Raw genomic sequence first — 26,339 nt, 5'->3', positions numbered from 1 at the left:
TCGGCTTCGCGGGACTACGTCCCTTACGATCAAGCTTTCAAGCCCTCAAGCCACTTATATATGATCTCGACGATTCTGTATGATCATGACTGAGCTCCGACGCGGCAAGAGTCTGGCGCATTGGAACGGATCTGTCGGCTGCGGGGTGCTTCGCAGGCAACATCTGCGGCCTCATGGTCGGATTCAGGCGAAGACGACCGGCTACCTTATTTTCCCGATAGTGATCGTGACCGATGCTTGAGGCAGATAAACTCTTCTCCGCGGAGGCCGACGATCATTTTAATGATGAATGCGGCATATTCGGAATCTTTGGCCCTTGGGATGCGGCCACTGTCGTCATCCTCGGCCTGCATGCCCTGCAGCACCGGGGCCAGGAGGCGGCGGGCATTGTCTCCTATGACGGCACGCAGTTCCACGTCGAACGTCATGTCGGCCTGATCGGCGACACCTTTACCAAGAAGCCGATCCTCGACCGGCTGAAGGGCACGCGCGCCATCGGCCACACCCGCTACGCCACCGCGGGCGGACCCGGGCTGAGCAACGTACAACCCTTCTTCGCCGAGTTGGCCGACGGCGGCTTTGCCATCGCCCACAACGGCAACATCACCAATGCAATGACGCTGCAGCGTACGCTGCAGAAGCAGGGTTCGATCTTCTCGTCGACCTCGGACACCGAAACGATCCTGCATCTCATCGCAACCAGCAGCGGGAAGGACGTCAATTCGCGCTTCATAGATGCGGTTCGCCAACTGGAGGGCGCGTTCTCACTGGTAGCGCTGTCGTCCACAAAAATGATTGGCTGCCGCGACGCGCTCGGGATCCGGCCGCTGGTACTGGGCGAACTTAACGGCGCCTGGATACTGGCCTCAGAGACCTGCGCGCTCGACATCATCGGTGCGCGCTTTGTTCGAGACCTGAAGCCTGGCGAGATGGTCATCGTCACCGCTGAGGGAGTGGAGAGCCTGTTCCCGTTCGAAACGAAGAAACCGCGGTTCTGCATTTTCGAGTATGTCTATTTCTCTCGTCCGGATTCGTCGGTCGAGGGCCGCAACGTCTATGAAGTGCGAAAGAACATTGGCGCCGAGCTCGCCTTCGAGAAACCGGTCGATGCCGACATCGTAGTGCCTGTGCCCGACGGCGGCACGCCGGCCGCGATCGGCTTCGCCCAAGCTGCCGGCCTGCCCTTTGAGCTCGGCATCGTCCGCAACCACTATGTTGGCCGCACCTTCATCCAGCCGACCGATTCCATCCGCCACATGGGCGTCAAGCTGAAGCACAATGCCAACCGCCGGATCATCGAGGATAAGCGCATCGTGCTGGTCGACGATTCCGTAGTGCGAGGCACAACCAGCCAGAAGATCGTGCAGTTGCTGCGCGATGCCGGCGCGAAGGAAGTGCATATGCGCGTCGCCTCGCCGCCGACCCGCTCCTCATGCTTCTACGGCGTCGACACGCCCGAGACGGCGAAACTTTTGGCCTCGCATATGTCGATCGAGGAAATGGCCAAATTTATCCGTGTCGATTCGCTCGACTTCCTGTCGATCGACGGGCTTTATCGAGCTCTCGGCGAAACGGCCCGCGAGAACAAAAAGCCTCAATTTTGCGACGCCTGCTTCACTGCCGAATATCCGACCCGCTTGCTCGACCAAAGAACGCTGACAACGTCCGGGCTCTGTCGGCTTTCGCCGCAGGCGGACAGTGAATCTGCCTAGCCAGTTGGAGCGGCTTCGTGGTCGGTGTGAACCCCGATGCACTGCCTGCTCCGAAGGTGAAGGGCGGTCAGCCAAAGGGCAAACCTAGCCTGGTAACGTTGAACTCAGCCGGAACCCGTCTGCGGGCTTACTGCGTAAGAGCCCTTCGATCCTTCTTAAGCCCGAAGACCGCACCACCTCTGAGCGATCCCTGGTCCGTGTATGTTCGAACACGGCTCGCCGACTGGTGCAGCCTCGGTGTCCGAGCAGTCGAGCAGCAGCGCCGCTACGCAGATCAGTCGATCAATCTTCGGCCCGCTGTTGTGAAGCCGGTCGCGATCGCGTGGGGCGGGTCAAAAGGTGCGGATCGGCCGCCTGTGCGATGAGCTCCTCCGAAAGGTCCGGCTGCTCGGCCAGGACTTCGCGGATCGTTTTACCGGAGGACAAGACTAGCTTTGCAAGCTCCGCCGCCCGATCATACCCAATCGCGGGCGTCAGTGCTGTTGCCACGGCGGTGCTGGCTTCGAGATGTCTGCGGCAAGTCTCGGCATTGGCGGTAATGCCCACGACGCACCTCGTGCGCAGAACATCGACGGCATTGGTCAGAAGCTCAAGCGAGTGCAGTATGTTGTAGGCGATCACCGGCTCCATGACGTTCAGCTGCAGCTGTCCCGCTTCGGAGGCGAGTGTGATCGTGAGATCGTAACCGATGATCTGGAAGGCGACCTGATTGACCACCTCCGGCACTACAGGATTGACCTTTCCGGGCATGATCGAGGAGCCGGGCTGAAGCGCTGGCAAATTGATTTCGTTCAGCCCCCCACGCGGGCCGCTGGAAAGCAGCCGCAGATCGCTGCATATCTTCGAGAGTTTCGTGGCCGTCCGCTTCAGCATTCCCGAGAAGAGCACGAAGGCGCCGGTATCCCAGCAGGCTTCGATCAGATTTCCGGCCGGGACGACGGGCAGGCCGGAAATCGCGCGCAACTCCGCGACAGCTGCCGCCTGATAGTCGGGATTCGTATTGATGCCGGTGCCAATCGCGGTGCCACCGAGGTTGATTTCATGGAAGAAGGCGGAAATCTCACCGAGACGGGCTACATCTTCGCGTAGTGTCGTCGCGAAAGCCTGAAACTCTTGGCCCAGCGTCATCGGAACAGCGTCCTGCAACTGCGTTCGGCCAAGCTTGATCACGTCCGAAAAGTTCTCCGCCTTGGCCTCCAACTCGCCCGCGAGCCGCTCCAAAGCTCGCTGCAGCGCCCCCCGCGAAAGTAGGATCGCAAGACGGATGGCTGTCGGATAAACATCGTTTGTCGATTGAGCGAAGTTGACGTCGTTGTTGGGATGCAGTTGGTCGTATTGTCCGCGTGGCAGTCCCATGATCTCCAGGCCGCGGTTGGCGACGACCTCGTTGATGTTCATGTTGGTCGAGGTACCGGCGCCGCCCTGAAACACATCGAGCGGGAACTCGGCAAGATGTCTGCCCGCCGCGATTTCTGCACAGACTTGGCAGATGACATCGGCCTTTTGCTTGTCCAGATCGCCAAGCGCCGCGTTGGCGCGTGCCGCTGCCATTTTCACGTAGGCAAGCGATTTGATGAAGTTGGGAAAATGGCTGATCCGGATACCCGAAATCGGGAAGTTAGCGATGCCCCGGGCCGTCTGCGGGCCATAATAGGCATCGACCGGGATGCTCACAGGGCCAAGCGGATCTTTCTCAATGCGCTCTATTTGTGGAGCCTTCTTCACACGATTACCTCAGTCATGCGCTGGCGCAGTTGGCTCGGAGGCGCATGTTAATTGGAAGCCTCCAACTCGGAGCTCATCGAAGCCTCGTCATAGGGGCCGCCTCCGCGGCCGAGCAGTCCAATAGGCCACAAGGAAAGTGGGCCTCCGGGCTTCGAAGGAGTTGCGGAGCGGATCCGTCCGGGGGACAGAAGAGAACCAGCTCGCTCCGCCTCTATTGTGGCGCAGGACCTATTGCTTAGCCCGATCCCCGTTTGGATCGAAAAACGCCCGGAGCGACGCGTCGCATTCGTAGAGTTTGCCGGCGATCTCGATTTCCCATCGACTGTTTTCGATCAAGTCCTTCGTGACACCAGCGGGGTGGTTTACATATCCCATTCCGATTGACGTTCCGATCGTAAAGCTCTTCACGCCGGACGAAATATATCCGACGATCCTCCCGTCGCAGCGGATAAGCTCTTCATGAAAGAGGACTGGCTTCGGATCGCGAAGCTTGAATGATACTAGTCGTTTTTTAAGCGGCCCGGCATTTTTCTGAGACGTTAGCGCCTCTTTTCCTATAAATCCGCCTTCTTTATTCCAGTCCACCGTAAATCCCAACCCCGCTTCAAGCAACGTATCAACTGGCGTTAGATCGAGCTGGTATTCTCGGTAGGCGCGCTCGGACCGCAGATGTTCAAGCGCGTGGTACCCTGCAGCCTTGAGGCCATACGCCTGGCCGGCCTCCCAGATAACATCAAACACGTGCTGTGCCATCTCGGTTGGAATATGAAGCTCCCAACCAAGTTCTCCGACATAAGTTAGCCTGTTGGCTATTACGCGAGCATAACCGATATCGATTTCCTGACTGGTGGCGAACGGGAACGCCGGATTCGCCAGATCTGTGTCGGTTACCTGCGATAGGATCTCGCGCGATCGCGGGCCTTGCAATGAGAGGACCGCGTACCCAGACGTGAGATCAGTGACCGTGACATTCCATTCGTCAGTAATGTGTTTTGTGATCCAGGCCTTATCCCGGGGATGGACGGTCGCTGACGAGATGATTAGGAACTCTGTCTGCGACAAGCGGTTTACAGTGATATCTGTCTCTATCCCGCCCTTTCCATTGAGCATGTGGGTGTATACCAGCTTTCCCACAGGTACATCCACGTTGCCGGCGCAAAGCCACTGAAGGAAACGGCAGGCATCGCGACCCTGAACCAAGTGCTTGCCGAAAGAGCTTTGGTCCAACAAGATGGCATTGTTACGGGCAGCCTTGCACTCCTGACTGGTATATTTGAACCAACTCGGCTCGTCGTAGGAATAGACGTTTTTAGTCGATTCCCCCTCCCCCGCGAACCACATGGGACGCTCCCATCCCATTCCTTCGCCAAAGCTAGCTCCAAGCCTCGCCCACCGATCGTGAAGAGCGCTTTTGCGGACACCTCGGGACGTCTCAGACTGGTAAGCCGGCCAGTGCATCTTATAGTGAAGACCCAACACTTCGGCTGTGCGATCGTGCAAATATCGTTTATTGATCTGGAAGGGATGGAACCGGGCGACATCCACGAAGCTGATATCCATCTGAGGCTCACCGGCAATGATCCACTCTGCCAGAGCTCGTCCTGCTCCCGCGCCGTATTCAATGCCCTCTGAATTATAACCCGTCGAAACGAAAAGATTTTTCAATCCAGGAACTTCACCAATCATGAACAGAAGGTCCGGGGTGAAACTTTCAGGACCATTGAAAAACTTGGCAATGCCGCAGTTCGCAAGGTCAGGAACAATCTCTATCGCTTTGGTCATCGGTAGCTCAAAGTGATCCCAGTCTTCAGGAAGCTCGATATACGCAGTTTCCTTCGGAAGCTTTCCCATCGGCAAAGGTTTTCCCCAAGGCTCGAAGGCACCAACCAGGAGCTTTCCTGTATCTTCTTTCAGATACACATGCCCGTCGGTGTCGCGTAGGACTGGCAAGGTGGGCGTCACAAAATCCATCGCTTCGGTCACTACATAAAAGTGCTCTGCCGCGTATATCGGAATTCGCGCACCTAATTTCCACGCAAGTTCTCGGGTCCAAAGCCCACACGCAAGTACGAGAATTTCAGCTTCAACAACTCCCTCATTGGTCCGAACTTGGTAGTGCCCGTCTGCTGTGCGCCAGAGGTCTGTGACTTCTGCGTTTTCGAAAATTTTTACGCCGTTCTTTTTGGCGCCAAGGGCTAACGCCATGCATGTGTCGACAGGATTGGTTTGGCCGTCACCAGGGATAAAGACTGCGCCTTCGATGATTGAGGCGTTGAGAGCCGGATAGAGCTTTTTCGCCTCGCTCGGCGAGATCATGTTGGCCTCAAGGCCAAAACTTTTGGCAATCGAGGCGTTGCGTGCAGTTTCGTATAGGCGGTCCTTGGTTCTGGCGACCCCAAGCGTGCCATTTCGCTTGAAGCCGGTAGCTTGGCCAGTCTCGGCCTCGAGCGCGGAGTAAAGTTCAGCATTATATTTTGCGATCTCCGTCAGTGCGTGGGTCCCACGCGTCTGCATGATCAAACCCGCAGCGTGCCAAGTTGTGCCGGACGTAAGACTGTTGCGCTCCAAGAGTGCGACGTCCTTCTTACCGTTCCTTGCAAGGTGAAAGGCAACACTTGCTCCCGCGATCCCTCCACCAACTATGAGGATCTCGTGGCGGCGCGTCGGTGTTTCACGAGGACGGAAAGGCGGATTCGTAATCATGTGTGTCCTTGTTTGGTTTCACTCGGAACTGGCAGCGGCAAGGTGTTTCGACGAGTTCGGGCCATCTCGAGCTTATGCGGGCCGCTTCCGCGCATTACCGGCCCTATGATCAATGAGTCAGTCACTTTCCAGCAGACTAAGCGGCAAGGCTCGCGTACATCGCGCTAATTGGGCCGCAAAAGCGGTGTTGTTCTGCGTATTCTTGAGCTCGGCGCTGAATTATTGCGCGGGCGAACGGGCGGCTCTGACGAAGTTAGGGTTGGTCCGATTGCGAACACTTGCAAACCGTGTCCGAGCGCGCAGATGTAAACTGCGCCATCTCTCAGATAGCGGCCCTTGACACACGGCTGAGAATGGGACGGGGTCGCGCGCCTGCACGAGCTCAGGCGACAGCCGCGGCCTTCGCGACTGCGCCCTCGATAGCACTGTGATTAGCGAGCGGATTGCAGCTGCATCATGTAGGTTGCCGACACAAACTGCTCGAGGAAACCACCGACAGCTGAAAAGATGATGAACCTGGGCACGCTCGGAGAGAAGATCCCAACGTCGACATCCTTCGCGACATGGTCGCCTTTCGCCGCCGAGGGGCCGAGGAAGCTGAAGGCGGGCGCCGCCCCGACCGTCCGCCCCCGGCGAAAAGAACCCGTGGCGCTCTGCCCCGAGCGCGACTGTGAGACGCGCGTCTGCACCCTCGAGCTTGCGCATCCCAAGCTGCGGGGGCTCCTACTTCACTGTTAAAGCCGCTGACCGCCGTCGTGCGGGAGTTGGCGGGAACGACCAGCAGCGGCCGCTGCTGACCAGATCCCGGCGAAGTCCCCATCTCGTCGCCATCACGGCAGCGCCGCGCGAAGCTCCATAGTACCAATCCAAGCGATCGGCTCAAGGGCTCAACGACTAGATCGAACGGAAGACAATGGTCGTCGGCTTCTTCTCCAACGACGATGCCATAGTCCGTCTCCGCCGGTGCGCTGCTCCTGCTCAAACAGGGCGATGAAGAAGTTTGCTAAGGCCAGGATGAGCCATGATTGGCCTGCCGGCACTGGCGCTGATAAGCGGGCCGCATGCCAGATCCGCGCGACGACCAAGTCCTCCTGGGTGAAGCTCAGAGATGAAGGCCCCGCGCAAATGGAGTGGAGACCTTGGCCGCCGTGCGGAGGAAGATGCAGCGCCTGACTTCGAGTGGAGGCTTAGTGAGGTACACACGCAGCCGCGTTGCACACAACTGTCCCCTGCGACAAACGCATGCCTTTGTTCGGCCCAGCTCTGCGCAGACAAATCATTCTGGGTCTTGGAACCTGCCGCCCTAGAGCACTTACTGGTGAGCGCGGCTGGCACGGAGTAGCTGGTCACTGACCAACGAAGACGCTGTGCTATTCCGGGCCCCCGGCTGTGGGGGCTATCTACTCTAAACTAAGCGCTCTTCCGAGTAAGATGAAAAGTTAGCGGATTGGGAAGCGAAGCACTTCGCCCCCCTTCCCAATCCGGCTGAGTGGAGAATCCTAAAAGCTTCCAGCTAGTCTACGACTATCAACTCTCGTGCGACGTCGGCTAGCCGCTCGCCACCCTTTTCGGTAACAACAAACGACTCCGAGATTGCGGCTCCGAAGGCAGGAGGCCTCACTCCTGATTGGAAATGGAAGCACATGCCAGCCTGGAGCACAGTCTTTTCGCCGGCGCGAATGCTCACAGTACGTTCGCCCCAGTCCGGCGGAAAATTCATGCCGATTGAGTAGCCGGAACGGCCCTTTTTCACGTACCCGTGGCGGTTCAGGACGCTCAGCCAAACGGTATTCAGTTCGTCGACGACTACACCCGGCTTGGCCATTTCCAGGACAGCGTCGCCACCTTCGATGATGGCATTGGCGAGGTGCTGGGCCTCCTTGGGTGGCTTTCCCATGTAGACCGTACGCGTCAGAGGCGCATGATAATGGCGCCTGGCCGCTCCAATTTCCAAGAGAACCAATCCTGACTTGGGCAGGGGCTTGTCCGACCATGTAAGGTGTGGAGCGTTCGTCTTTTCGTCCACCTGTATCAACGGGCAGAGACTTGTATAATCACCATATTTCCCATCAACGCCTCTTGTCTGATCGGCATAAATCTGAGCGACGATTTCGTATTCAGGAACTCCTGGCTTCAGATTATCTATCGCCCGCCGCATGGTGTGGCTGACAATCCGACCCGCTTCCCTCATATAGACGAGTTCAGCGTCAGATTTGACGAGTCTCGCCCAATTGACGAGTCCTCTGCTGTCGGAGAACTTGGCGTTTGGAAGACCCGCGACGAGGTGCTGATGCGCTCGAGCGGTGTAGAAATGCGCATCAAGCTCAACCCCAATGCGATCAGATCCCCATCCGCGTGATTTAATGATTTCGCTGACTTCGTCATAGGGATGCAGTTCCACGTGATGGAGCCGGTCATCGGAGAAGTTGATGATATCCTCAGCAGCCAGGTTCGTCGTGGCACGAGCGCCGTTAACGTCAACCAGCCGTCCGATCCATACCGGCGAGTCCGATTTCAGGTGCAATAGCACCACCTGAGGCGTATAGAAGGACCAGGCGTCGTACCCGGTCAGCCAACACATGTTCGCGGGATCTTGGCAGATTAGCAGGTCCAGTCCTGCTTCCTCCATCCGTGTCTTGACGTCTTGGACACGGCGGCGGTACTCCGCCGGCTGAAAGGGTTTCTCAAAGTCCATCTCGTAGTCGTCCTCTGCACCTAGGTTGGCTCACCGGACCAAGCATTCTTTTCCATGCCCAATCCGTACTGGTTCCCAACCTAGCATGCTTCAGAGGCCTGCTTCACGCGGACCTCGTCGTCCGGCCGCAGAAAACCTGCGTTATTTGGGCTTTGTGCGCAGCTTCGCTTCCCACGTGAGAGACTCAGCTCATGTCTGGTGTGGACCGCCTCTTCTTATTCGCGCCAAAGGGGCTCGGACAGCGGTGGACGTAAGGTGACCGGTAGCTTGGGTGTCAATCCATGGAAGAGCGGCGCGCGCGGCGGCGACGCAAATGTCCAGTCTGACTATTGAAGGACGCGGTGAAGCCGCCTAGGCAAAACGGCCATGCGCCGACGGCCCCTGTAGAGTTTTGGCGGCGGACACGATCCCGGATTTAGCAGCTCAACCACCGAGCTAACGCCACCCCATAGCTCGGTTGGGATGCCAAGTAGCTGCATGGCGTGCTGAGCCCCCCACCGCGAAGGCTGTTTTGGAGTCTCTCTTGAGACTGTTTATCGCTAAATACGCCCGGCAACTTGGCTCGTCGCAAGACGCGGGAGCCGCGACATCAATTTGACTGAACCGCCGCCGAGAGTTGCGCTAATCTCAATAGCGCCGATGCGGTTCCTTTACCTGGTCCTCAAATTGACCGGTATGTTGCTCTATGCTGCCTTCGTCCGATCCGCCATCACGCCGGCCACGATCTCGCCGAACGAAGCCGGCGTCGGCACGATGATGACGCCGGCTTCCTTCAGGATCTCGACCTTTTCCTGCGCCGACTCGCCGAAGGCCGAGATGATGGCGCCGGCGTGGCCCATGCGGCGGCCTTTCGGCGCGGAAAGCCCTGCGATGTAGGCAATCAACGGCTTCGTCATGTTGTGCTTGGCCCATTCGGCAGCCTCGGCCTCCTGCGGCCCGCCGATCTCGCCGATCATCACCACGGCGTCGGTCTCGTCGTCCTGCTCGAACAGTTCCAGGACGTCCTTGAAGGACGAGCCGTTGATCGGATCACCGCCGATGCCGACGCTGGTCGACACACCGATGCCCAGCGCCTGCATCTGCGAGGCCGCCTCATAACCCAGCGTGCCGGAGCGGCCGACGATGCCGACGCGGCCGGGAAGATAGATGCTGCCGGGCATGATGCCCATCAGCGCCTGTCCGGGCGTGATGACGCCGGCGCAGTTCGGCCCGATCAGCCGCATGCGGTCCTCGAAGCGGTAGCGGCGCATGTAGCGCTTGACCTGCATCATATCCTGCGAGGGGATGCCGTCAGTGATGCAGATGCAGAGCTTTATGCCGGCATCCGCTGCTTCCATGATCGAATCGGCGGCGAAGGGCGGCGGCACGAAGACGATGCTCGCATCGGCTCCGGTTTCGCGCACCGCGCCCTTGACGGTGTTGAACACCGGCAGGCCGAGATGTGTCTGGCCGCCCTTGCCGGGTGTGACGCCGCCGACCACATTAGTGCCGTAACGCTTCATGTCTTCGGCGTGAAAACTGCCGATCTTGCCGGTAAATCCCTGCACGATTGTGCGGGTGCCACGGTTAAGCAGAATTGCCATTCTTTCGCCCCTCAGCCTGCTTTTTTCATCGTGGCGGATCGCCAAGCGGCGACGGCTTTGTCAGCGGCTTCGGCCAGTGTTTCGGCGACGATCACCGCCCCGCCGGAATCGGCCAGGATGCGGCGCCCTTCCTCGACCTTGGTGCCGGCCAACCGCACCACCAACGGGACGTTGACGCCGACTTCGCGGATCGCCTTGACAACACCCTCGGCGACCCAATCGCAGCGATTGATGCCGGCGAAGATGTTGACGAGGATGGTCTTGACATTCTTGTCACCAAGGACGGCGCGGAACGATTTCGCCACCCGCTCCGGTGAGGCGCCGCCGCCGATGTCGAGAAAGTTCGCCGGCTCGCCGCCGGCGATCTTGATCATGTCCATCGTCGCCATGGCGAGGCCGGCGCCGTTGATGATGCAGCCGATGTCACCGTCGAGGCCGACATAGGAGAGGCCACGGTCGCTGGCAAAGGTTTCGCGCGGATCCTCCTGCGACTTGTCGCGCAATTCGGATATTTGGGGACGACGAAACAGCGCGTTCTCATCGAACGACATCTTGGCATCCAGTGCCATCAGATTGCCGTCACGCGTGACGACCAGCGGGTTGATCTCCAGCATCGAAGCGTCGTAGTCGCGAAACACGCGGTAGCAACCAAGTAACGTTTCGGTTGCCTTGCCAATCAGGTTGTTTTCGAGACCAAGCCCGAAGGCGATCTCGCGCGCCTGATAGTGCTGCATCCCCGCGCCAGGGTCGACAGTCGCGCGAATGATTGAATCCGGCTGCTTTTCGGCGATCTCTTCGATCTCCATGCCGCCGGCCGCAGACGCGACGATCATCACCCGCTCGGCTTTACGGTCGAGAACAAAGGCGAGATAGATTTCCTGGCCAATGTCGACGGTCTCTTCGACATAGAGCCGCGACACCAGCTTGCCGCGCGGCCCCGTCTGTTGCGTCACCAGCTTCCTTCCGAGCATCGCCTCGGCCGCATCGGACACTTCCTGATCGGACGAGCAGATGCGGATACCGCCGGCCTTGCCGCGCGCACCGGAATGGATCTGCGCCTTGACCACCCATTTGCTGCCGCCGATCTCGCTGGCACGGTATGTCGCCTGCTCCGGACTGTAGGCCAGACCGCCGCGCGGCACATGCACGCCGTGACGGGCGAGCAGTTCCTTGGCCTGGTATTCGTGGATGTCCATCATGTCCTCCCGGTATCTCTACTGCGCCGGCATATTACGCCTGGCCGGCGCGCTCGATCGCCTCGTTAACCGCCAGCACGTTGCGCGCCATGCGTTCCGACGCCGCGTCGATCATCTTGCCGTCGAGCGCCGCGGCGCCCTTTCCCTGAGCCTCGGCTTCCTTGAGCACCTCAAGGATGCGCCTGGCCCGCGCGACCTCCTTTTCAGGTGGCGAGAAGACGTCGTTGGCGAGTGCGATCTGCGAAGGGTGGATCGCCCATTTGCCTTCGATGCCGAGGGCCGCGGCGCGCTTGGCACCGGCGATATAACCCTCCGGATCGGAGAAATCGCCGAACGGCCCGTCGATGGCGCGCAGGCCGTAGGCGCGGCAGGCGACGGTCATCCGCGATAGCGCAAAATGCCACTGGTCGCCGGGATAGTCGGGGTTGAGGCCGCCAATGTTGACGGTGCGTGCCTTGCAGCTCGCGGCATAGTCGGCGACGCCGAAATGCATCGCTTCCAACCGGCCGGGCGTCGCGGCGATCGCCTCGACATTGGCCATGCCGAGCGCGGTCTCGATCAGCGCTTCGAGGCCGACGCGGGTCTTGAAACCCTTGGCCATCTCGATCTGGTTGACCATGGCCTCGACCATATAGAGGTCGGCCGGCATGCCGACCTTCGGCACCAGTATGGTGTCCAGCCGGTCGCCGGCCTGTTCCATGACGTCGACCACGTCGCGGTACATGTAATGGGTATCCAGCCCGTTGATGCGCACCGATACGGTCTTGCCCTTGGCGCGCCAGTCGATGTCGTTGAGCGCCTGGATGATGTTCTTGCGAGCGCGCTCCTTGTCTGGCGGGGCGACCGCGTCCTCGACGTCGAGGAAGACGAAGTCGGCGGCGCTGTTGGCCGCCTTGTCGATCATCTCCGGGCTGGAGCCGGGAACGGCCAACTCGCTGCGCTGCAGCCGTAGTTTCTTCAGGTGGTTGATCGTGTGGCTCATCGTGGGCTCCCAGCATCGGGCTGTTGCTTTTGCAATTCCTTTTGTGTTCTTCACAAGCTAGCACGCCTTGGTCGCCGGGGTTGTGCTGCCCGGCCGGTGATGCCGCACAAGATCTGCATTTTTGCCGCCGCTCGCGCAGCAAATCCTCTTCCCCCGTTTCTTTCGTCGCCTAGGAAGCGGTTGCCACCCATTGGGAGCGCAGTAGAAATATCTTAGCTAAGAAGATTTTGTGATTTAGTGTGGCTTTTGGGATTTGCTCGAATCTGTTTTCGTAAACCGCAGTGACGAGCTAAGCATAAGATCTCCCCCACCAGGTAACCGATCTTGCAATCACACTTACGCATCTTTCGAGGCCTACTACAATCATGAGGTATACTGCGAAGCCGAAGTGACAGCCCCGCAAGAGGTCCGCTTAACGTGGCCGACTGCAACTTACCGTTCGCCGCCTCTCGCGGGCTGAGTGTGATCGTGGATGGCCACAGGTGACGATGTCATCTTTGCTTGCTGAACCTTGCCCATAAGACGACAGCGATCAAACGGCGAAAAAATTCAGTCGCATGCCCTTATTCGCAGGAGAACGTCTTGATGGCCCTCGATCGCGCTGCCAATCGCCGCGGTTGCGCGGCTATTTTGCCGGAAATGAACTGTCGATGGTGAGGTTAGTGATGAAAGGTACAGCAACTGCCGCGTTGAAGGAGCTCAAAAGGCAGGACCTCTTCCAAACGTCCGCCTATGTGAATGGAGCTTGGCTCTCTAAGGCTGAAACGATCTTGGTGGTTGATCCTGCTACTGGCCAGGACTTGGCTCAGGTGGCTGCCTGTGAGGTGTCTGATGTAGATGACGCGGTCAGCTTCGCGAGGACTGCCTTTGAACGTTGGCGCAATGTTCTTCCTTGGGAACGGGGCGCATGTCTGCGGAGATGGGCCGCGGGTATGCGCGAGAATGCGGAAGACCTTTCCACCATCATGACCGCTGAACAAGGCAAACCGTTGACCGAGGCGCACGGTGAGATTTTATATGCCGCTAGCTTTCTTGACTGGTTTGCGGCAGAGGGTGAGCGAGCATATGGCGAGACCATCCCGAGCCATCTTGCGGGCAGCAGGCTCTCCGTGCAGATGCAGCCGGTCGGAGTGACGGTCGCTATCACGCCTTGGAACTTTCCGTCGGCGATGATCACCAGAAAAGCAGGAGCCGCCTTGGCTACGGGCTGCACGATGATTGTGAAGCCAGCTCCGGAAACGCCCTTGTCCGCTCTGGCGCTTGCCCGCCTTGCCGAGGAGGCAGGAGTCCCCGCTGGCGTGTTTCAGGTGATCACGGGAGAGGCTGCCCCACTCGCAAAACGGCTATTGGATCATAGCGATGTGCGGGCATTCTCCTTCACGGGCTCGACCGAGGTCGGTAGGATCCTGCTCGAGCAGTCGGCAAAAACCGTGAAGAAGGCTTCACTTGAGCTCGGCGGCAATGCTCCTTTTATCATTTTCGATGATGCCCCCTTGGAGACAGCCGTAGCTGGATGCATAGCAGCCAAATTTGCCACATCCGGTCAGGACTGCCTGGCAGCCAATAGGATCTATGTTCAGCGAGGAAACTATGAGCGCTTCGTGGAAGAATTCGCGAAGGCCACCGGGAAACTGAAAGTCGGGCACGGATTCGAACCCGGTGTCGATATTGGCCCAATGACCAGACCATCCGTCGCCGAAAAGTGCAGACGGCAGGTGTCCGAAGCTGTTTGTTCCGGGGCTCGCATCGTTATTGGCGGACAGGAAAGCCCTCTCGGGGGCAATTTCGTTACCCCGACTGTTCTCGCCGATGTCACGGACGACATGCTGGTCGCGAAGGAAGAGACCTTTGGGCCGGTGGCGGCAATCCTTCCGTTCGATGAGGAGGCGGAAGTGCTTGCGCGAGCCAACAACTCGGAAATGGGCCTTGCGGCTTACGTTTACACAAAAGATCTCAGCCGCGCCATGCGGCTAACCGATCAGTTGGAGTACGGCATGGTCGCCGTCAACACCCCGAAATTCACCGGCGCTCCCATACCCTTTGGCGGATGGAAACAATCCGGGCTCGGCCGCGAGGGCTCAAGGCATGGTCTCGCCGAATATCTCGAACCCAAATACGTGTGCATCGGTAATATCGCAAACTGAAAAAAGGACAGACGCATGAGTATCAACATCAAGGATATCAGCGAAAAGGATAGAAATGCTGTCCTGCATCCTTTCACACAGCTCAAGGATTTTGCCACCGGCAAGCTCGGTGAGCCGACCATCGTTGAGACTGGCAAAGGCATCCGCATTCAAGATGCGCATGGCAACCAGCTGATCGACGGATTTGCCGGCCTTTATTGCGTCAATGTCGGTTACGGCCGCACCGAAGTCGCCGAAGCGATTTCCCGCCAGGCTTTCCGTCTGGCCTACTATCATTCCTACGCTGCCCACACGACGGACGAGCTCGCAATCCTTTCCGATCGCCTCGTGAAGATGGCGCCGGGCAAAATGAGCAAGGTGTTCTACGGCATGTCCGGCTCGGACGCCAACGAGACGCAGGCCAAGCTCGTCTGGTATTATAATAATCTCCGCGGCAAGCCGACCAAGAAGAAGATCATCTCGCGTGAACGCGGCTATCACGGCTGCAGCGTCGTGTCGGGCTCGATGACGGGCATGAGCTTCTATCATGACCACATGGACCTGCCACTTCCGCAGATTGTTCACACCGGTGTTCCGCATCACTTCTGGGGCGCCAACCCAGGCGAGTCCGAACGCGAATTTTCAGCGCGGCGCGGCGAGGAACTTGATCAGCTGATCGAGCGGCTGGGGCCAGAAAATGTGGGCGGCTTCATCGGCGAGCCGGTGCTCGGCACCGGCGGCATCACGCCTCCGCCGGAAGGCTACTGGCAAGCAATTCAAGCCGTGCTCAAGAAGCACGACGTGCTGCTCATTGCCGATGAGGTCATCACAGGGTTCGGCCGCACCGGTTCCATGTTCGGCTCGCAGCACTATGGCATCAAACCAGACCTCATCACGGTCGCTAAAGGTTTGACGTCGGCCTACTTCCCGCTTTCAGCGGCAATCGTCGGTGAGAAGGTGTATAAAGTCCTGGAGGATGGGGCAGACAAGGTCGGCGCATTCTCGCACGGGTACACCTATTCTGGTCATCCCGTCGGCGCTGCCGCGGCCAACGCTGTCCTCGACATTGTCGAGAAAGAAGACCTCCCCGGCAATGCACGTGACGTCGGCGCGTTCTTCCAGGCGCAGCTGCAGGAAAAGTTCGCGCAGTTGCCGATCGTCGGCGAAGTGCGCGGCGTCGGTCTTATGGGCGCAATCGAATTTGTCGCCGATCGCGACAACAAGAAGCGTTTCGACCCGTCCTTGAAGGTCGGTGCACGCATCTCGAAGGCAGCACGCGACCGTGGCCTGATCGTCCGCGCTATGCCACATGGTGACATTCTGGGCTTCGCTCCTCCTTTGGTGGCAACAAAGGCTGAAGTGGAAGAGATCGTTGGTATCGCAGGAAGTGCAGTGCGCTTCGTTATGGATGAGCTAACGAGAGAGGGTTTTAGCATTTGAGGCGGGCGACCCGAGCCTGCAATGCTAGAGCTGTCTGCCCGAGGCGGTGGCAGCGCCAATCCAATGAACGAAGCCGGTCGCCCTATTTTGGCATGGCCGCAACGAGAGATCAGGCTAGCAGAGAAGGAACTCCCGGGATGCTAGACTCACAGTCGACCTGCCGAAATTTTTGCTTTTACCTTCTACCGGCCTTTTCGCTCCAGGCGTTCTCGTCGGCAGTAGAAGCGCTGAGGCTCGCCAACGAAGTGTTGGGGCGTGAAGTTTATAGCTGGCAGATCGTTTCGGACGACGGGGAGCCCGTGGCCTCAAGTTGCGGGTTGTTGGTATGGGCCGGATCGTCGTTGTCGTTCGAACGTGAAAGATTTCGTCGATCAATCTCAACACCCGCCGTCGTCGTCGTCGGCGGCCATAATGCTCCTAACTCGCACAAACAGCTTGAAGCCTGGTTACGCGAGTGCAGAAACCACCGCAGTTGCCTGGTAGGCATATGTAGCGGCACGATAGTGCTTGCTCGAGCCGGGGTTGCACAAGGGCGTCGTTGCGCTGTTCACTGGGAACAATTTCCTATATTCTCTGAGCGCTATCCGGGTGTGTCCGCCGCTCAAACCGCCTTTGAGCGGGATGGAGACCTGTACACCTGCGCCGGGGGGGACGCTCCCTTCGACATGTTTTTAGATTTGGTTGACCGTCACCATGGGACGATAGTCGTCAATCGTATTTGTGAAAAGGCTATCGCGTGTAGGACCCGTTCAGCGGGTGACCGACAACGTTTGCCACTCCATTCACGAGTGCAACTAAACCATCGGGCGGTCATTAAGATAATAGAGGAGATGGAGGCAAACCTCACGGAGCCATTGCTACTAGACGAACTTGTGGGATCAGCCGGCCTTTCCCGACGTCAAATTGAGCGGCTGTTTAGGCGGGAACTGGGGTGTTCTCCAAGCCGATATTATTTGGACCTTCGTTTGGAACGGGCGCATCTGCTGCTCATCAGTTCCCGTCTGCCGGTCGTTGAGATAGCGATGGCTTGTGGCTTTATCTCTGCATCGCACTTCTCAAAAGCGTATCGCGACGCCTACGGATGCGCGCCACATCAATCACGACTGCCAGTTCATCAAAGAAAGAAAACGCGGTCGAGCGCCCCGGAGGAAAATAGGATCAGGAAAATCGACCGGAGGCTAAGTTACGAAGAATTGCCTAACTGCCACTAGCAGAGCGTTGTTCTGTAGAGATACGGTACGGCGCTGTTGTTGGTGATGGGCTCACGTCGATGAGCTCTTGTCGATTGTCAGGTTCGAACCCGGGCTCGACTCCTGCTTGGTCAGGGTCCACCAGGGCGCTATAGAATAGGATTTTTCAACATGATACCATTGCCATTCCATCCCGACGAATACCGGAGCAGGCTTTCCGCTATCCGCGCGGAAATGGCGAGCCGCAACCTCGATCTTCTGATCATCAACGACGTCGCCAACCAGCACTACATCACCGGCTATGACGGCTGGTCGTTTTACACGCCGCAAATGGTCCTGGTGCCGCTCGCCGACGAGGAGCCGGTCTGGATCGGTCGTGCCATGGATGCCGCCGGCGGGCTGCTGACGGCTTGGATGAAGCCCGAGAACGTCGTCGGCTTTCCCGAAGATCATGTCCAGCGCACCGACCGTCATCCGATGGACTGGATTGCCGCCTGGATCGACAGGAAGGGCTGGGGGCGCGGCAATATCGGCATCGAGCTTGAAGCCTACTACTATTCCGCCAAGGCGCATGCGCGGCTGACCGCTGGGCTGCCCAACGCAATCCTCCACGATGCTGACCTTCTGGTGAACTGGATCCGCAGCGTCAAATCGGAAGCCGAGATCGGCTACCTACGCAAAGCGTCGCGTCTTGCCGAGGCGGCGGTCACCGCGGCCTATGAGGTCATAGCGCCAGGTGTGCGCGAGTGCGACGCAATCGCCAAAATCCAAGCCGCTCAGATAGCTGGCTCGCCGGATTTCGCCGGCGACATCACCGCCCTGCCGCCGACCATACTGGGCGGCGAAAATGCATCGGCGCCGCATATCATGTGGAGCGATCGTCGCTTTGGCCACAACGAAACCGTCGCGCTCGAGCTGGCCGGTGTCGTTCGTCGCTATGCCGCCGGTCTGGCGCGGACGCTTCAGTTGGGCGCCATGCCAGCCAAGGTCGGCGACACCGGCAGAGCCGTGCTCGAAGGCATGGAGGCCGTTCTTTCGACCATCAGGCCTGGCGTCTTGGCGGAGGACATCGAGGCGAGCTGGCGCAAGGTCATCCAGCGCTACGGTCTGAAGAAGGAATCCCGCATTGGCTATTCGATTGGCGCGGCCTATCCCCCAGATTGGGGCGAGCACACGATCAGCCTGCGCCAGGGGGATAAGACGATCCTGAAGCCGGGCAATGTCCTACATTCGATCCTCGGCATGTGGATGGACGGCTGGGGGATCGAAGTGAGCGAAACCATCCTCGTCACCGCTGAAGGCTGCGAGACTCTGACCAGCTTCCCGCGAGAGATCCATGTCAAACAATGATGGATCCCGCGCTGGAACGCCGGATGATCGAACGCCGCCAACTCCATCGCAATTCGGCAACCGTCGAACAAAGAGAGCGATGCGTCGGCCTTCAAATCAGTGTAACCGCCCGGTTGTTACCGCGGAGATTTCGCTTTGATGCGAGCGATGAGTTCCTGGTCATCGACGAAGGCTTCGAGGAAGTCACTCCATTCGTCAGCGGTGCGGCGCGCATGGGTAAGCATTTGCTCCAGCTCTTCCATTCCGTCGCGGGTAAGCGAAGTTATTGCCTCGTCCGGTCCGGTGTAGACGCTGATGATGCTGCCGTAGCTCAGGTTGTCATCATTGCTGACGATCGCCTGAAGGAGTTCGGCATCTTCATCGAGCAATTTGGCGACGTAGTCGATGCTGAACACATGGGTCACCGTTGCCATCAGGCAGCCTCGGCGGAGATGGCGGTGACAGGTGACCAATTCCAGGGAAGCAACTCGTCGAGGCGATTGATCTTGTGATCTTGGATGCGGTCGAGCACGTCTGCGAGATATGCCTGCGGATCGATGCCGTTCATCTTGGCCGTCTCGATGATTGTCATGGCGCGAGCCAGGGTCTCCGCGCCGGTGTCGGCGCCGGCAAATAGCCAGTTTTTTCTTCCGATTCCAATCGGACGCAGGGCTCGCTCGGCGGCATTGTTGTCCATGGCGACGCGGCCGTCTTCGAGGAACAGGCACAATGATGGCCAGCGGCTCAGGCCATAACGGAAGGCTTTTGCCAAATCGCTCTTGCCCGGAATGCGGGTCAGTTGCGTTTCGATCCAGACACGGAATGCCCCGATCTTTGGTTTGCTATGCTTCTGACGTGCGGCAAGGCGGGCATAGACAGGCTGACCCGCAATGCCGTGCTCGATGTCATAAAGCGCACCGATACGGTCGAGAGCCTCGCATGCGATCTCGGATTTGTTCGAGGTCCAGATATCATGGAAGTCGCGTCGCCAATGCGCCCAGCATGCCGCTTCTCGGAAGCGGGATGTTCCATCGGCTCCAGGCTCATAAAGCTTGCCGTAGCCTTTGTAACCGTCAGCTTGGAGGATGCCGCTTGTCTGCCTCAGATGGCGGAGGACGTGGTCTTCCTTCCAGTCCGGAGCAAAGTAGTAGACCGCGCCAGGCGGAGCGCCGCCCGCCCATGGGCGTTGATCGCGGACATATGTCCAGATCCTGCCTTTCTTTACGCCTTTCCCCAGCCCTTTGTCCTGCATGGAGCGATCCAGCACCCGGATTCGGGGTATCGTCGGCATGAAGAAGGTCGCTGGCCATGATCACGGTTCCGATCCGCTCGATCAGGGGCTGAAGCACCTGCATGGCGCGACCGCACCAATGGACCAACGTACTGTCGGGGATGTCGGCACCCATGCGGGCGAAGATTTCGTTCAGGCGATACAATGGCAGGTGATCGTCGAACTTCGAGACCAGGATGTAAGCCAGAAGGCAGGCTCCCGCCATGCTGCCTGGTATCGGACGGCTGGGCGCGGGCAACTGCACCATCTTTTCGCAGCAGCGGCAGGATTTCTTCAACCGAGCGACCTCGATGACCTTCATCTGCGCGGCGATCATGTCGAGGATTTCGCTTGCGTCTTCGCCCACAAGACGTAGTTCACCGCCACAGGCGGGGCAGCAGGCGCCGGGATCGAGCTCCCTGCGCTCGCGAACTGCCTTGTGCGACACGCGTGGACGCCGGCGCGTGATCCTTTCGGGCGCGTTCGTCATAGGCGCGACAGACGCTGCCTCGTCGGCCTCATTGATTGGCCCGGCATTGCTCTCCGCCGCGGCGATCAAAAGATCCTCCAGCGCCAGTTCCAGCTGCTGGATTTCCCGCTCGACTTTTCCGAAGACTTGCCGAAGACCTGTTTCTTCAGCCGGGCAATGCGCAGCCGCAAGGCCTGGATCAACTGGTCATGCGCCTGCAACGTCGCCGACATCTTCGCATTTTCCGCCTGCAAGGCGGCGATCATCGCCTTCAGAAAGGCAGGATCGTCTGGAAGATTTTCGGCGACATTCGGCATGCACCTGACTACCATAAGTTAGGGCGAGTAGCCTTCAGAGAGATAAATCACCCGACACGCGCTGGCGGCGCACCCCAATTGGGGCGTCGCCAGTCAATTCCTTCCCACAACATCGCCATTTGCGCTGACGTCAGCCGGGCCGTCCCGTCGGCCGCCGACGGCCACGGAAAGCGGCCCTTCTGCAAGACCTTGTAATAAAGACAGAACCCCTGGCCATCAAAATAAAGAAGCTTCAAACGGTCGCCACGCCTTCCCCGAAAGGCGAAGACCGCGCCTCCCGTCGGCTTCTGGCGCAACACATCCTGCGTCAGTGCAGCCAAACCCTCGATCCCTTTGCGCATGTCCGTGAACCCGCAGGCAAGGTACACCCGAACCCCAGTTCCCGGTCCGATCATGCTGTCTCAACCGCCTGGATAAGCCGAGTCTGAGTGGCGGTATCGATCTCTCTGTCAAAGCGCAGGTTCCGCCCACAGCATAGTTGCAATTCGACCAGCGCTGACAATCTGTCGGTGCCTTTGCCCATACAGGGTTCGCTCCGCGCCACGGGCATGTCCACGGGAAGGAACATGGGACCCGCCGTCGGCAACAGGAGCCCCTTCCTCCTCAGCTCTCGCCGCCAGGTGTAAATCTGCTGCCGTGTCACATCATGCCACTCGGCAACCTCAGTCACAGTCGCCCCGTCAATTCCAACCGACATGACGATGTCGAGCTTCTTCTTATCACCCCAGCGACGACGCCGTTCAGCACCAAGAATCTTGACACGCATCGCAAACCTCGCACAAGACACGTCGCAAACGACGTCGTTAAACACGTGTCATAGGCCATCACGACGACGTCAGGCAGGCGGTGACAATCGGGCGGTTACAAATCAGTGTTCGAAGAAGCCGGTTCAGCGGCATGAGGCACGAGGCCGGCTTCGGTATTGCCGTCGAAGCCGTCGCGGCTGCGAGTACAGGCCTCTGGCGTAGGTTCAGCTCCTTGCAGCGCGCCCACGCGCGACGACCGGCGTAGCGGCGGGTTCGATCAGCTTGGGAAGGGCGACGCCCAGGTTCTGGCACCGACGCTCGATGTGTGATCCAGATTTTGATGGGGCATCCTTGTCCTCCGATTAGGGATGCACCATGGGCCGAGTTCTTCATGGGAGCGCCACGACGACAGAGGCGGTCGGTCGAGCGTTCAAGGGAGCCTGAGAGCGCTATCAAGCTCACCCATCATCGAGAAGAATGACTCTGCGTCGGGCCCCAATTGGCATGACCCCCCCTCAAGTATGCGGCGTGTGCTCGGGCTCGGCTTTGGCGTCGCCCCGCGAAGTTGGCGCGGAGCTTGTCCACCTTTGGAAGCTTAGTCCCTCACGGCGCAGGAATTGCCAAACGGTATCATGTGAGACCTTCACACCATGTACCTCAAGCTCGGCTTTCAACAGATGCAGAGTCAAATGCGGTGCCTTGTCAATTCGCTCCTGAATGAAATCCCGGTGAGGTTCCAGAACGCGCTTTCGGTGGCCACCCATCTTGCGAGGCTCGATAGAACCGCTCATTCGATAGCGTTGCGACCATTTAACGGCGGAAGAAACTGCAATCCCAAAACGAGCCGCGACCGACCGGCAGCCCTCGCCAGCTTCAATCGCAAGTACGATGCGTTCGCGCAGGCTCTTGGAAAGGGGTGCTGTCATTCAAGCTGCCGTCTTAGTTAGTCTTGATAATGCGAACCTAGGCAAGAACTGGACACCGGTAGGTGTCACTGCTCGGAGGTTCTATGTCAAATTCAGTTTGCCGATCGGATTCATCTTACGACAAGATGGTCTCACAACCGGATGCACTTAGAACGTCAAAGCACCCTAAGGCGTCTCCATCGTAGCAAGCTCTGAAGCGCAGGTCTGCTGACCGTCATAAGACCAATTATTGCCCCAGCAAGAAAATTGGGCGGAGTTGGATAGCAGCGGTCCGTTCGCGACGGATGTCGCGCAAAGCGTTAGTTGCCAGACTGACGGGTCATCGGCCAGCAAGACTTCCGGCAACAAGAGGAACGGCGCCTCGACCCACCAAAGCCTCTAGCGCCAATTCTTCGCTTGACCGGTCGGGACGTGCTTAAAAGCAAAGTAGGAACGCTCCATGGCCGTAGCCCTGAGCGGATCAAGGCCATGGGATTGGGGACGAAGACTCAATACGATTTCAAACCGCTTCCTTGACGGCGGAAAGGAACTGCTTGGTGCGGTCGCGCTGTGGGCTGCTGAACAACGTCTGCGGGGGCGCCTGCTCCTCTATCGAGCCGCCATAAAAGAAGCAGACGCGGTCAGAGATGTCGCGAGCAAAGCCCATCTGATGGGTGACCATGATCATGGTTAGGTTGTGCTCGGCGACCAGCTTTCGAATGACCTGTGTCACCTCGCCGATGACTTCGGGGTCGAGGGCGGAAGTGACTTCGTCGAAAAGCATCACCTTGGGCCGCATCGCCAACGCGCGGGCTATGGCCACGCGCTGTTGTTGCCCCCCTGATAGACGGGAAGGATGCTGGTCGCGCTTGTCGATCATACCCACCATTTTCAGGAGCTCTTCGGATCGCTCAAGCGCCTCTTTCCTCGAAAGCCCCAGTACCTGGACTGGGCCTTCCATGCAGTTCTGGATCGCGGTCATGTGCGGGAACAGGTTGAAGTGCTGGAAACACATCCCGATCGAGGAACGAATCTTCCTCTGGTATCGCTCGTCTGCCGGCACAAGTACCCCATCGCGGGGCATGTGTGTCAGCGGCTTGCCGTCGACGTATATCACGCCGCCATTGATAGTTTCGAGCGTCATAAGGGCTCGCAACACCGTGGTCTTCCCGGACCCGGACGGCCCTATAATGGTAACCATCTCTCCTTCGGCAACGTCAAAATCGAGGTGGCTGATGACGTTGAGCCTTCCGTAGCTCTTGCTGACGTTCATGAACCGGACCATGGGGCGGTCATGCTCCGGCAGTTCAATGGGGTAGTCGGTATTGCTCATTTTACAGTCCTAGTCTCAGCCGCAGCCGTCGTTCGAACATCCTGACGAGTCCGGCCGTCGGAAGCGAGATCAAGAGGAAAATCAGGCCAACTAATGTAAAGGGTTCCAGATACCTGTAGTTCTCGGACCCTAACGCGTTGGCCGTGTGCATTAGCTCCATGACACCAATTACCGACAGCATGGGCGTATCCTTGAGGATGCCCACCAGGTAGTTGCCGAGGCCAGGCACCGCAGGCGCAAGCGCCTGCGGGATGATGATGCGTACATAGGTCGCGCGGGGGGACATGTTCAGCGCACGGCACACTTCCCATTGGCCGGGAGCCACGGAATTGAGGCCTGCGCGGTAAACCTCTGAGAGATAGGCCGAATAGTGCAGACCGATCGCAATGATGCCGGATGTCCAGGGCGACAGGAATACCCCGAACTGGGGTCCGACATAGAAAACAAAGAAAATCTGCAGGACCAAGGGCGTGGACCGGATGAATTCAATCAGCTCCCTGACGACAAATGTCAGTGCGGGCCACTTTGTGCGTTGCGCAAGCGCGAGCAGCAGGCCGCCGACCAGAGCAATTGCATACCCGACCCCGGCCGCAATCAACGTGTTGAGGGTAGCCCACAGCAACTGTGGCAGAATCTCCCACGTAAAGTCCCAGCGCCAGTTGAATATCATGCCCTTCCAAGCCTCCGGGCAACCAAGCGTTCCGCCCAGCGCATCGTCGGGGTTATGAGGAACCTGGCGAGGACGTAGTAGATAATCAAAGCTGTTCCAAACGCCTGTGCCGACAGATAGGTCGAGGCGTTGATCTGCCGTGTCTGGAACATGAGATCGGCGACCGAGATGAGGGACACCAGGGCGGTTGCCTTAAGAAGCTCGATCAGGAGATTACCCCAAGGCGGAAGCATGATCGCCAGCGCTTGCGGCAATATGATCCTGCGCATCCTCACGCCCTGCGGCATCGACAGCGCGGTTCCCGCTTCCCATTGTCCGCGCGGAACTGACTCTATGGCGCCGCGCACAATCTCGGCGCCATAGGCACCGATATTGAGGCCGACGGATATGTAGCCGGCGGTGAAGTTCGGAAGCGTTATACCAAACAACGGCAACACGAAGAAAATCCAATATAGCTGCACCAGCAGCGACGTTCCGCGGAACACTTCAATGTAAGTCACCGAAGCCCCGCGGACCAGCGGGTTTCTTGAAACCTTGCCAAGTCCTGCCACATGGGCGACCAAGACAGCTATGAGAGCAGCAAGCAGGAATTGCGCACATGTCACCAGCGTTCCCTGCAGTAGAACAGGATGAAATTTTTGGAGAAACTCCAAGATTGACATTCACCATCCTTTTTTCGCATGGGAAGTAAGGCCTAGGTCCGGGATGCCACCGTCAGTGACGGCGCTAGCTTCTCTGCGGTCCTGCCTCTTGGGCGTAGGGTCGGTCTATCTCTTAGACACACCTGACCGGATTAAGTATCCTTCCATAACCCTCCGTATTGCGCTCAAGTTAGCACGCTTCCGAAGACAGCTTAGGGCGCGCAAGCGCCGCGTGCCGCAGAAAATCTGCGTTCTTTTCGTTATTAGCGCACAATCCGACCGGCGAAAGCACCGGTGCCGTCACCGGGGCAGCCGGGGCAGGCGCATGCGTTAAGGGGTAGGTCGGCTAGAGGCTCGCACGTTTCCCTACAGATTAATCCATGGTCCTTTCCCGAACAGGGCCCGCTGCTATCGTATTTCCCCGGTTGGGAAAGCGGATGCACATCAAAGACGTTCAGATCTACAAATCCTAAGCGGCTCTGCGCGGTAACACTGGACGCACAACTTCGAACGGGTACCCCGAAACGCAGGAATTACAAGCGCGAACGGAGCCGCCTCCGGGGCGTCAAGCTCGTCGTCTCAGATGCCCGCAGGCATCAGGGTGACCGTCACCAAGGCGGTTCTGGCGCGCAGTGGCCGACCGAGGTCGTCGGAAATCTTCCCGAACGACGATCGGTCATGCGCCTCGTCGGCGAAATCCTGCTCGAACAGAACAATGGGTGGCAGTGCAGCGGGCCAGACACATGACGTTGAACCCATCAGTCGGATGAGCGATGATCAAGCGTCAGCCTGGCAGCCGTGGCGCACTGCCCATCGCGCACGCGACCCTAGGTTCGTCGCAGGAAAACGTGTTGACTTTTCGGAAGGGCCGACCGTACAGCTTGCTGCGCAGCGGTTTCCGAAGGGAATCGAACAAACAGTCGACCTTGGCAATGCCGGCATCTCCGCCGCCACACGCAGCGTGTGGCGGATAGCGAACAAGTGCTGGCGACGACTACGTTATGCGGTGCTGTTGCAGACGCTGCTGCCCGAACCAGATACTGGTTGTGAGATCCGGATGCCGATATTTCTCGTCTGAACGTAGCCATCAAGTGCTTCCTGACCCTTCTCCCTTCCGTAGCCAGAATGCTTTACTCCACCGAACGGCGTTTCTACGCCGCCGACGTACCATCCATTCACGTACACTTGGCCAGCCCAAAGGCGATCCGCGCTCCAAAGAGCCCGGTCGATATCTCGGGTGAAAACACCCGCTGCCAAGCCCTGATCGGTGTCGTTGGCGAGATCGATCCCCATCACTGGGTCGTCGAAAA

At 58.7% G+C, this 26,339-nt stretch carries 17 protein-coding genes and 3 pseudogenes; 5 read left to right on the top strand and 15 right to left on the bottom strand.

Going from position 1 to position 26,339, the window contains the following annotated elements:
* Positions 1–233 precede the first annotated feature (233 nt).
* Positions 234–1,702, top strand: a pseudogene (gene purF, locus NKH42_RS29005) (amidophosphoribosyltransferase).
* A gap of 292 nt (positions 1,703–1,994) precedes the next feature.
* Here the strand turns inward: purF and NKH42_RS29000 are convergent.
* The 6 genes from NKH42_RS29000 to NKH42_RS28975 all read right to left on the bottom strand — a co-directional run bounded on the left by NKH42_RS29000 (position 1,995) and on the right by NKH42_RS28975 (position 12,596).
* Entirely contained in the window at positions 1,995–3,437 is a 1,443-nt protein-coding gene (locus NKH42_RS29000; protein WP_352706853.1) for an aspartate ammonia-lyase, read from the bottom strand.
* A 228-nt stretch (positions 3,438–3,665) separates the two neighbouring features.
* Positions 3,666–6,140, bottom strand: coding sequence for a GcvT family protein (locus NKH42_RS28995; RefSeq protein ID WP_352974694.1), 2,475 nt, complete (start codon positions 6,138–6,140; stop codon positions 3,666–3,668).
* 1,513 nt (positions 6,141–7,653) lie between these two features.
* On the bottom strand, positions 7,654–8,835 hold the full coding sequence (locus NKH42_RS28990; RefSeq protein ID WP_352706857.1) for a M24 family metallopeptidase: 1,182 nt from the start codon (positions 8,833–8,835) through the stop codon (positions 7,654–7,656).
* Between the two features lie 683 nt (positions 8,836–9,518).
* Positions 9,519–10,418: a succinate--CoA ligase subunit alpha gene (sucD, locus tag NKH42_RS28985; RefSeq protein WP_352974693.1), complete on the bottom strand. Its 900-nt coding sequence runs from the start codon at positions 10,416–10,418 to the stop codon at positions 9,519–9,521.
* Positions 10,419–10,429: 11 nt separating this feature from the next.
* A complete protein-coding gene (locus tag NKH42_RS28980; protein WP_352974692.1) occupies positions 10,430–11,614 on the bottom strand; it encodes a malate--CoA ligase subunit beta in 1,185 nt (394 codons plus the stop codon).
* Between the two features lie 34 nt (positions 11,615–11,648).
* Positions 11,649–12,596 carry an HpcH/HpaI aldolase/citrate lyase family protein gene (locus NKH42_RS28975; RefSeq protein ID WP_352706864.1) on the bottom strand — a complete coding sequence of 316 codons (948 nt, stop codon included), beginning with the start codon at positions 12,594–12,596 and terminating at the stop codon, positions 11,649–11,651.
* 665 nt (positions 12,597–13,261) lie between these two features.
* On the opposite strand from NKH42_RS28975, the gene NKH42_RS28970 reads away from it, so the two are divergent.
* From NKH42_RS28970 to NKH42_RS28955, 4 genes are all read left to right on the top strand, one after another.
* Positions 13,262–14,740 carry an NAD-dependent succinate-semialdehyde dehydrogenase gene (locus NKH42_RS28970; RefSeq protein WP_352974691.1) on the top strand — a complete coding sequence of 493 codons (1,479 nt, stop codon included), beginning with the start codon at positions 13,262–13,264 and terminating at the stop codon, positions 14,738–14,740.
* A gap of 15 nt (positions 14,741–14,755) precedes the next feature.
* On the top strand, positions 14,756–16,159 hold the full coding sequence (locus NKH42_RS28965; RefSeq protein WP_352706869.1) for an aspartate aminotransferase family protein: 1,404 nt from the start codon (positions 14,756–14,758) through the stop codon (positions 16,157–16,159).
* 92 nt (positions 16,160–16,251) lie between these two features.
* Positions 16,252–17,370, top strand: coding sequence for a GlxA family transcriptional regulator (locus NKH42_RS28960; RefSeq protein ID WP_352974690.1), 1,119 nt, complete (start codon positions 16,252–16,254; stop codon positions 17,368–17,370).
* Positions 17,371–17,520: 150 nt separating this feature from the next.
* Entirely contained in the window at positions 17,521–18,699 is a 1,179-nt protein-coding gene (locus NKH42_RS28955) for a M24 family metallopeptidase (RefSeq protein WP_352706873.1), read from the top strand.
* Positions 18,700–18,815: 116 nt separating this feature from the next.
* On the opposite strand, the gene NKH42_RS28950 is transcribed toward NKH42_RS28955, so the two are convergent.
* From NKH42_RS28950 to NKH42_RS28910, 9 genes and pseudogenes are all read right to left on the bottom strand, one after another.
* Positions 18,816–19,112: a hypothetical protein gene (locus tag NKH42_RS28950; protein WP_023680922.1), complete on the bottom strand. Its 297-nt coding sequence runs from the start codon at positions 19,110–19,112 to the stop codon at positions 18,816–18,818.
* Positions 19,112–20,734 (bottom strand): annotated as a pseudogene (tnpC, locus tag NKH42_RS28945) (IS66 family transposase). The gene NKH42_RS28950 and the pseudogene tnpC overlap by 1 nt, the downstream one beginning before the upstream one ends.
* 47 nt (positions 20,735–20,781) lie before the next feature.
* Positions 20,782–21,129 carry an IS66 family insertion sequence element accessory protein TnpB gene (tnpB, locus tag NKH42_RS28940; RefSeq protein ID WP_023778341.1) on the bottom strand — a complete coding sequence of 116 codons (348 nt, stop codon included), beginning with the start codon at positions 21,127–21,129 and terminating at the stop codon, positions 20,782–20,784.
* Complete coding sequence (gene tnpA, locus NKH42_RS28935) at positions 21,126–21,500, bottom strand: IS66-like element accessory protein TnpA (protein ID WP_352974689.1); 375 nt, start codon at positions 21,498–21,500, stop codon at positions 21,126–21,128. The genes tnpB and tnpA overlap by 4 nt, the downstream gene beginning before the upstream one ends.
* A 531-nt stretch (positions 21,501–22,031) precedes the next feature.
* Positions 22,032–22,406: pseudogene (locus NKH42_RS28930) on the bottom strand (helix-turn-helix domain-containing protein); the annotation flags it as partial.
* A gap of 499 nt (positions 22,407–22,905) precedes the next feature.
* Positions 22,906–23,718, bottom strand: coding sequence for an ectoine/hydroxyectoine ABC transporter ATP-binding protein EhuA (gene ehuA, locus NKH42_RS28925; protein WP_352706878.1), 813 nt, complete (start codon positions 23,716–23,718; stop codon positions 22,906–22,908).
* A 1-nt stretch (position 23,719) separates the two neighbouring features.
* On the bottom strand, positions 23,720–24,388 hold the full coding sequence (ehuD, locus tag NKH42_RS28920) for an ectoine/hydroxyectoine ABC transporter permease subunit EhuD (RefSeq protein WP_352974687.1): 669 nt from the start codon (positions 24,386–24,388) through the stop codon (positions 23,720–23,722).
* Positions 24,385–25,050 carry an ectoine/hydroxyectoine ABC transporter permease subunit EhuC gene (ehuC, locus tag NKH42_RS28915; RefSeq protein WP_352974686.1) on the bottom strand — a complete coding sequence of 222 codons (666 nt, stop codon included), beginning with the start codon at positions 25,048–25,050 and terminating at the stop codon, positions 24,385–24,387. The genes ehuD and ehuC overlap by 4 nt, the downstream gene beginning before the upstream one ends.
* Positions 25,051–26,028: 978 nt before the next feature.
* Positions 26,029–26,339 (bottom strand): aldehyde dehydrogenase family protein (locus NKH42_RS28910; protein WP_352974685.1); only part of this gene is annotated, 311 nt, incomplete at its 5' end.

The organism is Mesorhizobium sp. M1142 (assembly GCF_040318565.1).
Taxonomy (GTDB): domain Bacteria; phylum Pseudomonadota; class Alphaproteobacteria; order Rhizobiales; family Rhizobiaceae; genus Mesorhizobium.
This window is presented reverse-complemented; position numbering and strand designations above follow the sequence as displayed.